15 protein-coding genes and 4 pseudogenes are annotated in these 13974 nt (G+C 42.2%); 7 read left to right on the top strand and 12 right to left on the bottom strand.

Going from position 1 to position 13974, the window contains the following annotated elements; all coding sequences use genetic code 11:
* Both JCM17102_RS30085 and JCM17102_RS32290 read left to right on the top strand, forming a co-directional pair.
* Positions 1 to 209, top strand: a 209-nt coding sequence (locus JCM17102_RS30085) for a glycoside hydrolase family protein (protein ID WP_025076424.1), incomplete at its 5' end; no start/stop codon positions are given.
* A 64-nt stretch (positions 210 to 273) separates the two neighbouring features.
* A complete protein-coding gene (locus JCM17102_RS32290) occupies positions 274 to 663 on the top strand; it encodes a hypothetical protein (protein ID WP_004291527.1) in 390 nt (129 codons plus the stop codon).
* 33 nt (positions 664 to 696) lie between these two features.
* On the opposite strand, the pseudogene JCM17102_RS28585 reads toward JCM17102_RS32290, so the two are convergent.
* From JCM17102_RS28585 to rho, 11 genes and pseudogenes are all read right to left on the bottom strand, one after another.
* Positions 697 to 1004: pseudogene (locus JCM17102_RS28585) on the bottom strand (hypothetical protein).
* 53 nt (positions 1005 to 1057) lie between these two features.
* Positions 1058 to 1248, bottom strand: a pseudogene (locus JCM17102_RS32580) (DUF6956 domain-containing protein).
* A 50-nt stretch (positions 1249 to 1298) separates the two neighbouring features.
* Positions 1299 to 1532, bottom strand: coding sequence for a DUF3873 domain-containing protein (locus tag JCM17102_RS30080; protein WP_004304291.1), 234 nt, complete (start codon positions 1530 to 1532; stop codon positions 1299 to 1301).
* Positions 1533 to 1551: 19 nt separating this feature from the next.
* Positions 1552 to 1809, bottom strand: coding sequence for a DUF8466 domain-containing protein (locus JCM17102_RS19825; RefSeq protein ID WP_004291531.1), 258 nt, complete (start codon positions 1807 to 1809; stop codon positions 1552 to 1554).
* 24 nt (positions 1810 to 1833) lie between these two features.
* On the bottom strand, positions 1834 to 3165 hold the full coding sequence (locus JCM17102_RS19820) for a PcfJ domain-containing protein (RefSeq protein WP_004291532.1): 1332 nt from the start codon (positions 3163 to 3165) through the stop codon (positions 1834 to 1836).
* Positions 3162 to 3578: a PcfK-like family protein gene (locus JCM17102_RS19815; protein ID WP_004291533.1), complete on the bottom strand. Its 417-nt coding sequence runs from the start codon at positions 3576 to 3578 to the stop codon at positions 3162 to 3164. Before JCM17102_RS19815 ends, JCM17102_RS19820 begins: the two co-directional genes overlap by 4 nt.
* A 13-nt stretch (positions 3579 to 3591) precedes the next feature.
* The gene (locus tag JCM17102_RS30075) at positions 3592 to 3813 is read right to left on the bottom strand and encodes a hypothetical protein (protein WP_004291534.1); all 222 of its coding nucleotides are present in this window, start codon (positions 3811 to 3813) and stop codon (positions 3592 to 3594) included.
* Positions 3814 to 3824: 11 nt separating this feature from the next.
* Complete coding sequence (locus JCM17102_RS25080) at positions 3825 to 4040, bottom strand: hypothetical protein (protein ID WP_004291535.1); 216 nt, start codon at positions 4038 to 4040, stop codon at positions 3825 to 3827.
* 161 nt (positions 4041 to 4201) lie between these two features.
* Entirely contained in the window at positions 4202 to 4612 is a 411-nt protein-coding gene (locus JCM17102_RS31050) for a hypothetical protein (RefSeq protein WP_004291538.1), read from the bottom strand.
* Positions 4613 to 5080: 468 nt separating this feature from the next.
* Entirely contained in the window at positions 5081 to 6403 is a 1323-nt protein-coding gene (locus JCM17102_RS19800) for an MATE family efflux transporter (protein ID WP_025076423.1), read from the bottom strand.
* 273 nt (positions 6404 to 6676) lie between these two features.
* Positions 6677 to 8889: pseudogene (gene rho, locus JCM17102_RS28575) on the bottom strand (transcription termination factor Rho).
* A 237-nt stretch (positions 8890 to 9126) separates the two neighbouring features.
* Here rho and JCM17102_RS19790 point away from each other — a divergent pair.
* Entirely contained in the window at positions 9127 to 9963 is an 837-nt protein-coding gene (locus tag JCM17102_RS19790; protein ID WP_025076422.1) for a 4Fe-4S binding protein, read from the top strand.
* On the opposite strand, the gene tilS is transcribed toward JCM17102_RS19790, so the two are convergent.
* Complete coding sequence (tilS, locus tag JCM17102_RS19785) at positions 9948 to 11228, bottom strand: tRNA lysidine(34) synthetase TilS (protein WP_025076421.1); 1281 nt, start codon at positions 11226 to 11228, stop codon at positions 9948 to 9950. The genes JCM17102_RS19790 and tilS overlap by 16 nt on opposite strands.
* A 265-nt stretch (positions 11229 to 11493) precedes the next feature.
* On the opposite strand from tilS, the gene JCM17102_RS19780 reads away from it, so the two are divergent.
* The 4 genes and pseudogenes from JCM17102_RS19780 to JCM17102_RS30060 form a co-directional block, all read left to right on the top strand.
* On the top strand, positions 11494 to 12441 hold the full coding sequence (locus JCM17102_RS19780; RefSeq protein WP_025076420.1) for a tyrosine-type DNA invertase cluster 3b: 948 nt from the start codon (positions 11494 to 11496) through the stop codon (positions 12439 to 12441).
* Positions 12442 to 12740: 299 nt separating this feature from the next.
* Positions 12741 to 13325 carry a UpxY family transcription antiterminator gene (locus JCM17102_RS19775; protein WP_025076419.1) on the top strand — a complete coding sequence of 195 codons (585 nt, stop codon included), beginning with the start codon at positions 12741 to 12743 and terminating at the stop codon, positions 13323 to 13325.
* Position 13326: 1 nt separating this feature from the next.
* Complete coding sequence (locus tag JCM17102_RS19770; protein ID WP_025076418.1) at positions 13327 to 13710, top strand: UpxZ family transcription anti-terminator antagonist; 384 nt, start codon at positions 13327 to 13329, stop codon at positions 13708 to 13710.
* A 9-nt stretch (positions 13711 to 13719) separates the two neighbouring features.
* Positions 13720 to 13974 (top strand): annotated as a pseudogene (locus tag JCM17102_RS30060) (capsule biosynthesis protein); the annotation flags it as partial.

The following is a 13974-nucleotide window of genomic DNA, read 5'->3' as shown; positions in this document are numbered from 1 at the left end:
TTTTGCTTGGCACGTTAGCTTACAATGTGGGACCGGCGAAGCTGTTAGGCAGCAAAACAATCCCCAAAAGCACCTTAATCAAGAAGCTGGAAGCTGGTGACAGGAACATCTACCGTGAGTATATAGCCTTCTGCAACTACAAAGGAAAACGCCACGCCATGCTGCTCAAACGGAGAAAGGCGGAGTTTGCGCTGTTGTATATCCCATAAAAGGACTGACAAAACTGGCAAAAGACGTGCCATATTTAACTTGGCACGTCTTTTGCTCTATCACTTGATAGATTATCGTAGGATTTTCTCGTTAATTGACATCGTTGAGCCATTTTTGCCTATCGGTTTCCAAATAACACTTCAAGTTGTAAGTGTTGTGAGAGCAATACAAAACATAGTTATTAACCATAAAAAGTATAGCGAAATTATGAAGAAAGTATTTAGGAAAATTCAGAAAGGAACAACAAAAATGATTGAACGTATCAAATCGTTGGGGGAAATGGAGACGAAGCAGAAATGTGTAGTTCAACGGTTCGAGATTATCATTCCCCTCCACCAAAAAATAACGACCCAATATATAGCCTCCGCAAGTTTTACTTGCGGATTTTTTAGTTATCGCAGATTGGACAAAGGTTTCTTTGCTACTTTCTTTGTCCGCCATCATGCTCACTGAAAGAAAGTAGGGCGGCTCTCGCCGCCCCGCCACTCAAAAGCGTGTGTAAAGTCCCGTCACCATCGTGAACATTTCCTCCAGCATATCAAAATAGATACCCTCGTGTACGGCAATGTCCTTTGTCTTGCACTCAAAGGTCTTTTTGCTGAACGTCCTGCGGTAGAAGCGCATATTGTAGAGGTCTGCCCCTTCGTCATAGATGATGTCAAGGCGGTTGGCACTTGTTTTGTTCCTTGCAAGCTCATCCGTAAGCCGTTGCCCATATCTATGAAATCACGGCTACCTGTCATGGCGGTGAAGCGTTTTCCGCCTATCTGCTGTAATATCGTCTTGGCTATCATATCTTTTGTTTTTAGGGTTTTAAGTATTGGCGGTGCGGACACCGCCATCCCGTTCAAAATTCTCGCATTTCGGAAATGGGGGTCTGCCGTTGTAGCCACTCTTTCACACATTCCATATTGTACTCGCTCGTGATGACTGCCGTATGCTGTCGGTGGCGGTGAAACGTGTGCTTTCGTAATCATCTATCCACCCCTTGAGGGTGTCCGTTCCCCACGCTCCGGTATCGTCAAAGATACCGTCCAATGCCGTGATAGGTTCGCTGAACTTGACTATCAGCGTTTGATAGGTCGTGTTCATAGTCTGTCCTCCTTTCCCTTCTTTGCGTTCAGCCACTTGTCCCGTGCGGCTCGGCACTCGTCCAACGTGGGTTTGACACAAGAGAACAATTCTCTGTCTATGGGGTGGCGGTAGTCGTACTGCACAAGTGTCCGCCTGCGTCTTCCGATACCCGATTGGAAACGCTCGTATTTCTCCGTACCTGCTTCCGCGCAGGTGCTTACTCCGTTGATGGTCATTCGTGTTGTCATAATGTTGCTTTTTAGATGGTTAAAAATGTACTGACAGAACTCTGTTCTTCATCACCATTTCGGGGTTGCTTGTGTAGCGTTGGTGCAGGTAGAAATGGTGTGAGCCGAAGCCGTAAAGGAAAAACTTGTCAAGTTCGTGCTTCTCGGCAAACTCCTTTACGCTCTTTCTCAATTCCCCCTCACTCGTTGTGAGAGTGAGGAGGTTCACAAATTCAAGGAACATCGTGGGGATTGCATCATCCCACACACAAATCATACTTTCAATTCTTACTTCCATATCAATGTTGTTTTAGGGGTTATGCTATGCCGCTTTCATCCGCTCACGGATAAGGTTGGCGTTCTTGTTCACAAGGTCTATGATGCGCTCGTGATATTCGGTGTCCTGGTTGTGCTTGCCGTGGCACTGCACCACTTCGAGGGTTCGCAAGTCCACCTCTACGGTTTCAATAATCTCATCGCCAATCCTTGCCGATAGTATGAGGGTGTCGGCTTTCTTGTAGTATCCACTGCCAAACACGCAGATGCCCTGCGTCTTGCCCTCGTTGTAATACTCGTCTATGCTTTCAAGCACCTTGACGATTATTTCCTCGTCCGTGATTACCAAGCCGAAGAATTTGGATTTGTTGGCGATGAAATCCTCCGCATCTTTCTTTCGTTGGAGTTGTCGCTGTTGCTCACGCTCACGCCTTTCAATCTCCCAACGGCGTTGCTCTGCGGCTCTTTCCTTCTCGTGTATGGCTTCAATTTTTCGGGTTGCGTTGTCGTGTGCCGCCATGAAATCTTCGGGACAGATGTTCTTCGGGTTACGGAGGTCTTGACCGAGTTTTTTGAGCATACGCAGATAGTCGCACCACATTGAGAGGTTGTCTATCTGATACTTGTGACGCTTGGCAATCAGATATGATGCCCAACATTCATCGGCAGTACGGGTATTGAAAAGAAAGTGTTTCATGACCTCAATCTCACCGCCTTTCATAAGGGTTTCAATTCTTGGGTCTGAAAGCAAGGCTTTGAAAAGACGCACGGGGGAGATGCCGTGGAAATCGCCCTTGAAGCCGTTACGTCTGAGTTGGGGCAATATCCTCATCTTTGGATATGCACAGCTTCTTGCCACCACATCATCGTATAGGCTGTTGTGCGGTCTTACCTCCATATCGCTGCCTAATGCCCACACATCGCAATAGCAGAAAAGGAAGCCACGGAGCAACGCCATGTCCGTAACCTTGCCGTCGGGTGAAATCCAACGCTGCACGACCTCGTGGCAGTAGAAACGCATCGGTTCGCCTTTCCTGCTCTCGCATCTGACCTGCGCCACGCGGATTACCTGATACCCTTTGCAGGTGGTTATCACGCTGAAATTCTGCGTTTCCTTGTAGATGCGTCTGCGTGTGTCCTGCACTTTGAGTTCGGCATGGCATTTGGGGCAGGTGCAGCCTTCAAGGGTGTCGCATAGTCCGCTGTCGCTGTGCCACTCGTGACCGCAGTCGGAACAGGTGATGTTCCCTTTCTTGGTGCGGTAGCCGATATGCTCAACGCAGTGGCGGTATGCCCAATCTATTTGTGTCGCTGATATGGGGCGAAGGTTGGCGGAAAGTCTTGCCACCTCTTTCTGTATCTTGGTCTTCGGTTTCATAAGCCTAAATCAAATAATGAGGGTTGGGGTTGGTTTTCTTTTCTCGCTGACGGTCTGTGGCGGTTCTGCAACTTGCGGAGTTCCTCCTCTTGGTATTTGCGGACAGCGTTCTGACGTGCCTCCGCCTTTTCCTCTGCCGTGAGTTTCACAACGTGGTTCACAACCACTTGGCAGTCCATCGGTTTGCCCACCTCTATCTCGTTTTCCTCATAGTAGTGGATGGCTTGCCCGAATATCTCTCCGTCCGTGAAACCGTTGCAACCGCTTTTCTGCACATAGTTCAGAATGTGGGTCACGCACTCGTCCATGTTCTTGGCAGGGTTGCGGTACTTCTTTGCAAATAGCGCATCTTCCTCCGCACGCTGTTCCAAGTACATATATATCGTTCTCTTGAAATGGTCTGTTCCTTTCATATCGCTGTCATTTTTAGATTATCTGTTTCAGTATCTCTCTCCAATAGGTCGGCTCTACCTCGCTGAGAAGGAAGTCCATGAAATCCCTCCGTGCGTCCTTGTTCAGTTCGTGGTACAATCTTCGGAAAGTTTCAAAATTGCCGTTGATGTACGTTTCCACCATATACACGAAGATGTTGTCCACCTCGTAATATCTGCACTGCTGCGCTGCCGTCTTGCTGTTTCTTTTTGCCATGTCGGTAAGGGTTAAAGGGTGAATAACCAAAGGATGAAGCCAAAGAAGGCAATGGTGGAAAGGATAGCCACGATTACACCTATCGCCACTCGGAACACTCCGTTTACAATCTCTCTGATGATGCCCCAAAGGATGCCGAACACCCCGAAGGCGGTGCGCATCATCAAGCCGCATATCGCCAACCCGATGTGTTGCGCCATTTGTCTGAAATTTGCCGTTGCCGTCATATCTTCGCTGTTTTTGATTTTTTTGTTTTTAATGCGGATTCAAGAGCTGAGGGAGTTGAGTTTCAAACTATCTTATCTGCCTCTCGTTTATCCGACATTTTTTTTATGCGTCTTTCTGTCGCATCGGTCGTTTTCGTTTCGGGTGCTTGAAAAGGTAGGGATTAGGGAATGCAAGGTTTTTCGGTCAAAATACTACCCGCAGGGCTGGAGATTTTTACCGAAAACAGGAGGCTTGACCTTGCTTTCCCGTCCAATCCCGGAATTACCTTTGCGCCCAGAACGAAAATGACTGACTGATGCGGCTTACTGAAAGGCGCAAAATGGAGGTAAACGAAAACAGAGGCAGATTGTGTAGAAAAAAACTTCAGGGGAAAATCCGTAAAAAAAAGAATCACCAAAAGGAAAAAGACATCACCGGAAGCGTGAAAAGGGCAAACCACAACAAAGGAAGTATGATTGTTTCCGATCCGACGGAACTTGTTCAGCCGGGTGGCAACAATCATTCTTCCCGGTTTGTCCGGCTGTGTGTGGGCGCCTGTTTCATTCATGGGGCAGGCTGACACACTCTGCATTCACTTTCCGCTTCCGGCAAAAGAGACAGCGAAAAAAGAAAAATCATTTGAAAACCCGTAAAAGCACCTCTTGGCATAGGCGCAAAAGAAAGGGGCATTGCTTCATCTGTCTAAACATCGTTTAGGCGTGAGGCAATGCCCTTTTCTCCAGCTATGCGGTAGTCGGCACACGTTTGTTCCAAACTCGTTTTGGGCAATGGTGTGCCGACGGACAATACCGCTTTTACGGAAAATTCTTATGAATGAGGGGATAAAAAACGGGAGTTTATATCAAAATCTCGAATTAAATAGCTACTTTTGCATACGAAGAGTTCTTTGAAGGTTACGCAACGCGCAGAAGGATAATGCAGTAGATAACTAACTAAATCGTAACCTATTACTATCAAGAGCAATTAACCTACGCTCATTTCCAATAAATTACACTCTTTTCGTAACTTCAGACTGCAAATTTACAAAAATCTCTTGTATTTATATCTTTTTATTCTGCCATTTTGCTTTTTTGAGGTAAATATAGCTCGTCACTAATAATAAGGTATAGTACACAATCTCAATTGTAAAACAGATTTCGATAGGAGCCTTCAGCCACATTCCGATAAAAATAATGTATGAACCATAAATGGCAATTGTGATGGTTTCGAGCAATAGGGCGGCTTGTGTGTTTCCCGTACCTGAGATTCCATTGAATATAATGTTTGCTACCGATGCAATAAGCATAGCACAGCAAATCACGTAGACGGATGGTACGGATTCTGCGATCAATGCTACTTCACTGGTATAAATAGAAAGCAGGAACTGGGGAAATATGGCCGATAAAACAACTAATCCCAGCATGATAAAAAATGAGAAGCGGGCTATTTTTTTTATAAGTGGCATTACATACTGAATACCTCCTGCACCGATAGCGTTGCTGACCAGGCTATTGGTGGTTGTAGCCAATGCATTGACCGGAATCAATAATACAATATAAATACTTCGCACGATATTAGCGATTGCTAATTCTCGTTGCCCCAATCGTTCCACAGCAACGAAGAAGATAAACCAGGTAGCCATGGAAAGAAAATATTGAAGCATTGTGTAACAAGAGATACTGAGAATTCGCATCAGCAATGAAAAGTCGAAAGTGCGTAATCGATTCAGTCCGTATTTTTTCAGATCGACAGTGATATAAGTATAGATAAGGAAGAAAAGAATAGATGAGGCTTCTGCCAATACCGAAGCGATGGCGGCTCCTTTGATACCCATTTCTGGAAAACCGAGTTTTCCGAATATAAGTATATAGTCAAGTACGACATTGGTAAATGCCATAACGATCGCATTGATGGTTAGTACTTTAGTACGTGTGATACCTATATAAAGAGCTCGGAACATGACATTGACGAACGAGAAAAAGAATCCATAAATACGCCAGTCCAGAAATTCCATTGTTCCTTCGTAAATGGATTCTGAAGAAACTAACAAACGCATAATATTTCCCCCGAAGGCTTTGGTAAAACCGAACAGCAGTAATGCTATGATTAACAGGAATATGATTCCCTGAATCATCACCGGACCTACATCAGAGTAACGTCCCTCACCATTACGTCGGGCAATGACAATCTGTGACCCAATACTGAAACCGAATGCAATTGTAAATACACATATATAAAAAAGTCCCCCCATAGCAGAAGCTCCCAAGGCAACTTCTCCTACATGCCCAAGGAATGCTGTATCGGTGACATTAATGACATTTTGTGCTAGCAAGCTGAGTAAAATGGGGTAACTGACACTCCAAATCTGTTTGTTGGTATACATAATTAAGCGTTTAAGTTTGCATTTTGCAAAGATAGCGCTTTATTCTGATATCTTGATCAGTGTTGATGATAAACAGTGTTATACTTGCTGGAACTATTATAAGGTAACATTATATACAATAAGGGCAATGGATATTTTGTCCATTGCCCTATACTATACTTGTTAGAATGTTGATGAACATTCGTGGATTTTTATTGCATTTCCTTAGAATGACAAAGCAAAATGATCTTGATTATCAGCTTTTTGATACGATTATTTAAATTGTATTGTTGATTAGCTGTTCATGCTCATCAGGAATTCTTCGTTGTCTCTTGTTTTTTCCAAACGGTCTTTTACGAAATCCATAGCTTCGATTGGATTCATGTCAGCAAGGTATTTACGTAAGATCCACATACGGTCAAGCGTTGTCTTGTCAAGCAACAAGTCATCACGACGTGTACTTGATGCAGTGATATTAACAGCAGGGAAAATACGTTTGTTGGACAGGTTGCGGTCGAGTTGCAGTTCCATGTTACCTGTACCTTTGAATTCTTCGAAGATAACTTCATCCATTTTAGAACCGGTATCGATCAGGGCAGTAGCAATGATCGTCAGTGAACCTCCGTTTTCGATATTACGTGCTGCACCGAAGAAGCGTTTGGGCTTATGGAGTGCATTAGCATCCACACCACCGGAAAGGACCTTGCCGGATGCCGGAGATACTGTATTGTAGCACGTGCCAGACGGGTAATAGAATCGAGGAAGATTACTACATCGTGTCCACATTCTACCAAACGTTTTGCTTTTTCCAATACGATACCTGCAATTTTTACATGACGTTCAGCTGGTTCGTCGAAAGTAGAAGCGATAACTTCGGCATTGACGCTACGAGCCATATCTGTAACCTCTTCCGGACGTTCATCAATAAGTAACATTATCATATATACTTCCGGATGGTTAGCTGCAATAGCATTAGCGATATCTTTCATCAAGATAGTTTTACCTGTTTTGGGTTGTGCCACAATCAAAGCACGTTGTCCTTTACCGATCGGAGCGAAAAGATCTACTACGCGGGCAGACATCGAATCAGAGTAACCTCCTTTGCAAAGTTTGAATTTCTCATCCGGGAAAAGAGGAGTCAGGTGTTCGAAAGGTACGCGGTCACGTACAAAAGCAGCGTCACGTCCATTGATCTTCGAAACCTTAACCAGTGGGAAATATTTTTCTCCTTCTTTGGGTGGACGGATCACTCCTTCAACTACGTCACCTGTTTTCAGACCGAAGAGTTTGATTTGTGACTGTGATACATAAATATCATCCGGAGAAGAAAGGTAATTATAATCGGAAGAACGGAGGAATCCGTATCCGTCTTGCATAATTTCCAGTACACCTACTCCATTCAGGATATCGTCAAATTCGTAGGGCTTTTCGCGTTCGATGACTTTACGTTCCTGTTGTACCGGAAGGTTTTCACCTGCATTGTTTTGCGGTACAGGACGTTGCATCTGTGTACGTTGGTTGTTACGTTGGAAATTGCTGTTGTTGGGATTATTATTGTTGGCATTATTGCTGTTATTAGCATTGTAATTGCCATTATTTTCGCGTGTGCGGATTACCCGTTGGCGATGAATATTTTGCTGAGGTTGTTGCACCTGTTGTTGCTGAGGTTGTGGGGCTTGTTCAGGCTCTGTTTGCGTAGATTCGGCTTTTGTAGCTTCAAATTTGCCGAATAATTCGGTAGGAAGTTCTATTTTCTCAGAAGGCAGATCCTCAATAGGAATAAAGTCTTCGTCGTCGGAACCAGATAAAATATTACTTTCTTCGTCAATTACAGGCTCAGCCTTTTTAGGTTTTAATATTGGCTTTAGCTCTGAAATTGGTTGGTTTACCTTCACTTTATTCTCTGTTTCAACCGGAGTGGGTTTTACAGTAGTTATAACTGTTGGTTCTGCGACTACTTTTTGTTCCGGAGCTTTTTCAACTACTTTTTCTACAGGTTTAACTACTTCTGTTTCTTTTTTTACAGTTGGTTTAGCTTCTTTACGCGGCCGTCCCACTTTGCGTTTAGGAGTTGCATTCTGCTCTGCCTTAGTTTCGGCAACAGGAGCTTCTTTTTCTTTAGTAATAACTTCCTTATTTGCAACTTCCTTGTTTATATCTTCTTTGACTACAGTTTCTTCTTTTACAATTTCTTCTTTCGGTTGTGGTTTAGCAACGGGGGCAGTTTCTTTATTCTTGGTAACTTCTCCCTCTTTCGTTGCGGACATTACTTTATTTTCTTTTTTAACTGGAGTCACACGCGAACGCTTTTTCTTATCTTCTTTGCGTTCTTCTTTGAGTTTATCTGCGGCAACTTTCTTTGTAGCTCCTACTATTGCTTGTTCATCGAGTATTTTATAAACAAGTTCTTCTTTTTTAAATGAGTCTGCTTTTTTTATGCCAAGTTCTTGAGCAATAACTTGAAGTTCCGACAGATTCTTGTCGTTTAATTGGATAATGTTATACATATAGTATAGTAAGTTATTAATATTTCTTTTTATGCTGAGATATGGACGGCATTACTGCTGCTTAATAGCTACAGATATGCATGCATATGTTTTATTCTTAATTATGAATTAGGGATGTTAATGTTGAATCGTAGAAAGTTTCAACGGGGCAAAGATAATAAATATTTTTGGTTTCATATATAATCAACCTTTTTTTTTCCATGTAAAAGCCTATCTTTGCTGTATAAAAAAAATAGTATGACAGTAAATGAAGCTCATTTAATTTATTTTTCGCCTACCCATACATCTAAACAAGTGGCAGAGGCGATTGTTCAGGGAACAGGCATAAAAAATGTGATTCCGGTGAATTTAACTTTGCAAATGGCTGAGGAAACTGTGATTCCTACGTCTGCATTGGCTATTATTGTGGTTCCTGTTTATGGAGGACATGTAGCTCCATTGGCTATGGAGCGTTTGGAGAGTATTCGTGGACTAGCTACTCCTACTGTGTTGGTTGTAGTCTATGGAAATCGTGCTTATGAAAAGGCGTTGATGGAATTGGATGCATTTGCCATTTCTCATGGATTTAAAGTGATAGCAGGAGCCACTTTTGTTGGAGAGCATTCTTACAGTACAGCTCAGTCTCCGATAGCCCAGGGACGTCCGGATGAGTCAGATTTAAATTTCGCTAATGAATTTGGAAATAAGGTTATGGAAAAGATACAGGCTGCTGTTACTTCTGATAAACTTTATCAGGTAGATGTACGTGCCATCCGTCGTCCCAGTCAGCCTTTTTTTCCTTTATTTCGTTTTTTGCGGAAGGTTATTAAATTGCGTAAGAGTGGTACTCCACTCCCCCGTACACCTTGGGTGGAAGATGAAAGTTTGTGTACTCATTGCGGACTGTGTGTAACGCATTGTCCGGTAGGAGCTATTATTAAAGGGGATGAATTGCATACGGATGCGGATAAATGTATCAAGTGTTGTGCATGTGTGAAATCCTGTACTAAAAAAGCAAGAGTATTTGATACTCCGTTTTCTGTTATATTATCCGATTGTTTTAAAAAGCAGAAATTACCTCAGACCATTCTGTAAATAACTACTCTTCGCGTGTTTTCATCAATGCGGAAGCGGTTATCTGTCCGTTCACCTATCAGCCAGGCGATTTGTTCGTTACAGCAAAGTACCCATTGGCGTTCTTTCTGACTGATAGAGAATTTACGGTCGGTCAGATAATCGCTTACTTTTTTCTTTCCTTTCATTCCAAATGGAATAAAAGTGTCTCCTGCTTGGTATCTGCGAAGGGTAATGGTTCCGCTTAGTTTATCAGCATCAAAGCAGGCTATTTCTTTTTTGTGGGGAATTTGGAAATCGGTTGTGTATTCACTTTCTTCTCTGATTAGCTGAAAAGAAGGTGTATCTTCTCTCTCCGGTTGTATCTTCTCCAATAACAGGAAATCACGATCTTTGATTACTTTCCACTCTTTGCTGCTGAATTGTTTTCCCGATTGGCCGTTGAGTGAATGATAGATATCTTTGATTTGTGCCGGATTAAATCCCAGTGGGTGTAATATTTCAAATAAAACGGTTTCGGGAGAGGGTTCTTGCAGTATGGCGCTGATTAAAATACCTTCCGAAGTTATCACCCTGGCTTTTGCTTCCGATATACTTTTATTATATATGGTAGCTACATCATTTAAGTGATTGCCTGTTGTGATTAGGCTATTTTTGATGGCCGGGTTAATTTCCTGCATCAGTGGAAGTAAGTGAATCCGGATTTTATTACGAGTATATTCGTCTTCCAGATTGGTGCTGTCTGTAACGTATTCTTGTCCGATACTTTGCAAATAACAGATAATTTCTTTCCGGCTGACACAAAGAAGTGGGCGGACTATGTACCCATTTATAGGACGTATACCTAATAAACCAGTGATCCCTGTACCACGAATGAGATTTAGTAACATTGTTTCTATACTGTCGTCTTGGTGGTGGGCAACAGCGATCCTATTGGCATGACATTCAATTCTTTTCTTCTCAAACCATTCGTACCGAAGCTCTCTGGCAGCCATTTCTATTGAAATACGTTTCTCTTCAGCATATCGGGTTGTGTCGAAATCAATGATATGTAATGGAATATTATATTGTTGGCAAAGCTGGCGTACAAACATTTCGTCGCGGTCAGATTCCTTACCTCGTAGGTGGAAATTACAATGTGCAGCTTCACACTCATAGCCGAGTGAATGAAGAATACGCAATAGAGCCACTGAATCGGCTCCACCACTCAATGCTACAAGTATTTTACTGTTTTGAGAAAATAGTTGTTCTTTTTCGATGTATTGTATAACTCGCTGTTCAATCATATCTGCAAAGGTATGATTTTTATCGAAAAAGCAAAAAATAAATAATTGGTGGTAAATACTCATATTTCATTATTTTGATGCTATCTGTCTTATACAGAGTGTATCAAAGCATTTTCTTCTTATTATGTATAAAGAGGAAAGATTCTGTTCGGTGTCAATGAATACAACAATAATGTGAGAATTGTAATTTAGCTAATTTTGTCTGCTCATGGATGAAGTAATCATTGCCTGTATTCCATGTTGTAATGAATAAAACAAGAAAAAAATTATGAGAAAAGATGGATTTAGCCGATGTGCAGAGCGTTACATCGGCCGTTTAAGAGGAGAGGGCCGTCACGCTACGGCCCATGTGTATGAGAGCACATTAAGGTCTTTCACCCGTTTTTGTGGTGTGTCTAGTGTATCTTTCAACCAGATTACTCGAGATCGCCTGCGTCATTATGAGCGTTATCTTTACGAGTGTGGTCTTAAACCTAACACAGTTTCAACGTATATGCGTATGCTTCGTAGTATTTACAACCGAGGAGTAGAGTCTGGTAATGCTAATTATGTCCCTTTATTGTTTCATGAGGTTTATACGGGGGTGGCTGTTCGTCAAAAGAAAGCTTTGCCTGTTGGGGAACTCCATCGATTATTATATGAAGATCCCGGTACGGAACGTTTACGGCGTACTCAGTCCGTTGCGGGTTTAATGTTTCAGTTCTGTGGAATGTCCTTTGCCGATTTTGCTCACTTGGAGAAAACGGCTTTGGAACAGAATATTCTCCATTATAACCGCATTAAAACTAAAACTCCCATGTGCGTAGAGATACTTGATACCGCCCGAGATACCATAAAGAGTCTTCGTAATCGTCTTCCTCCTCAACCAGGCTGCCCTGATTATCTTTTTGATATTCTATGTGGTGACAAGCCGCGGAAAGATGTGCGCTCTTATCGGGAATATCAATCAGCGCTTCGCAACTTTAATAATAGTCTGAAATCTCTGGCACGAACGTTGAAGTTGAGTTCTCATGTCACATCTTATACACTCCGCCATTCTTGGGCTACTACAGCTAAGTATCGTGGAGTCCCGATTGAAATGATAAGTGAATCATTGGGACATACCTCTATCAAAACTACTCAAACTTATCTTAAAGGGTTTGAATTAAGAGATCGTACAGAAGTTAATAGAAAGAATTTATTTTACGTGAAAAATTATTTTGTGGCTAAGTAAATTTGCGTAAATTATTGATGTTTAGTAATAATATGTGTGTGTTACTTCTTAGGTAACAGATGTGAATTCGGCGCAAAGATAGACAAAATTATATATAGACAGCAAATAAAAATATCTTTTTCTTCTCAATATATGGCAAATAAATATCTGAACATGAAATAGTCTAATCTTCATGTTCAGCAGTTATATGCTTTGTTTTCAAAAGAATACCCTCGATCACTAAAGATTAATACTCTTTTATAGATACCCCATATTCATCTGTTACCTAAGAAGTAACGGATGAATATGGGGTAAAAAATATGATTTCATTAGAAAAAAAATCAGTAATTGCTGGGCCTATTTATGGGACAGGGGAAGGCGTAGCACACCCTAAACGTTGGTACGTTGCAATGGTTCGTATGCACCATGAGAAGAAGGTAGCCGAGCGTTTAGGAAAAATGGGGATTGACAGTTTTATTCCTGTTCAGCAGGAAATCCATCAATGGAGTGACCGTCGTAAAAAAGTAGAAGCAGTTCTTCTTCCCATGATGGTCTTTGTTCATGCCACTCCCAAAGAACGCATGGAAGTCTTGACCCTCTCCACTGTCAGCCGCTATATGGTGATGCGCGGTGAAAGCACTCCTACGGTCATTCCAGATGATCAGATGGCCCGTTTCCGTTTTATGCTTGATTATTCAGAAGAAGCCGTTCACATGAACAGCACTCCTTTGGCTCGCGGTGAAGAAGTTCGTGTGATCAAAGGTCCTTTGGCTGGTCTTGTTGGTGAACTTGTCACGATGGATGGCAAAAGTAAAATCGCCGTTCGGCTGGATATGCTGGGCTGTGCCTGTGTTGATATGCCTATCGGTTATGTGGAACCGTTGCTAAGCCGGGTAAGCGTCTAAGATGGATACGATCGTATTACAGGAGAAAATCGACAACTTGTTAAGTTCAGTTCATAAGTTACTTCCTGACGGGAGTAACTTGAGGGATATCTATGTCGATGACCTATCTTTTTTAAATAAAAGCATTCACGACCGGATTAATGAGTTATATTCTCAGCATGGGAGAACTCCGGAGGAGGAAGCCACTTTGTGTTTAGCTCTTTTAATGGGATATAGTGTCTCACAGTATGCTAATCCCGAAGACGAATCAAAAAAAAACACCATCTTACTTCGTACCCGTAACATTCTTCCCGTTCTTCCCCCATCACCTTTAAAAGAAGATCTTCTTTTTACTTATAATGAATTACAACATTCATTCTCAATTAATCGATCTTTATTTGCTTAGTAACAGAAAATGAAAATACAAAAACTATTTCGCTTATTTCTATTAGTTCTAGTGTTGGGCAGCACCCCTTCTCTGTTGGCTCAGAGCATGAGCGACCAGCAAGTCCTCGAGTACGTCAAAGAGGGTATCAAACAAGGAAAGGAACAGAAACAAATGGCCGCAGAATTGGCTCGTAAAGGTGTAACCAAGGAACAAGCCATTCGTGTAAAAGAATTATACGAGAAACAGAATAATGTAAACACTTCCAATGCTACCGGTACAGAC

The sequence above is a fragment of the Bacteroides faecichinchillae JCM 17102 genome, from assembly GCF_000614145.1.
In the GTDB taxonomy this organism is placed as follows: Bacteria; Bacteroidota; Bacteroidia; order Bacteroidales; family Bacteroidaceae; genus Bacteroides; species Bacteroides faecichinchillae.
The sequence above is the reverse complement of the archived record's forward strand: the minus strand, read 5'-3'. Positions and strand labels throughout refer to the sequence as shown.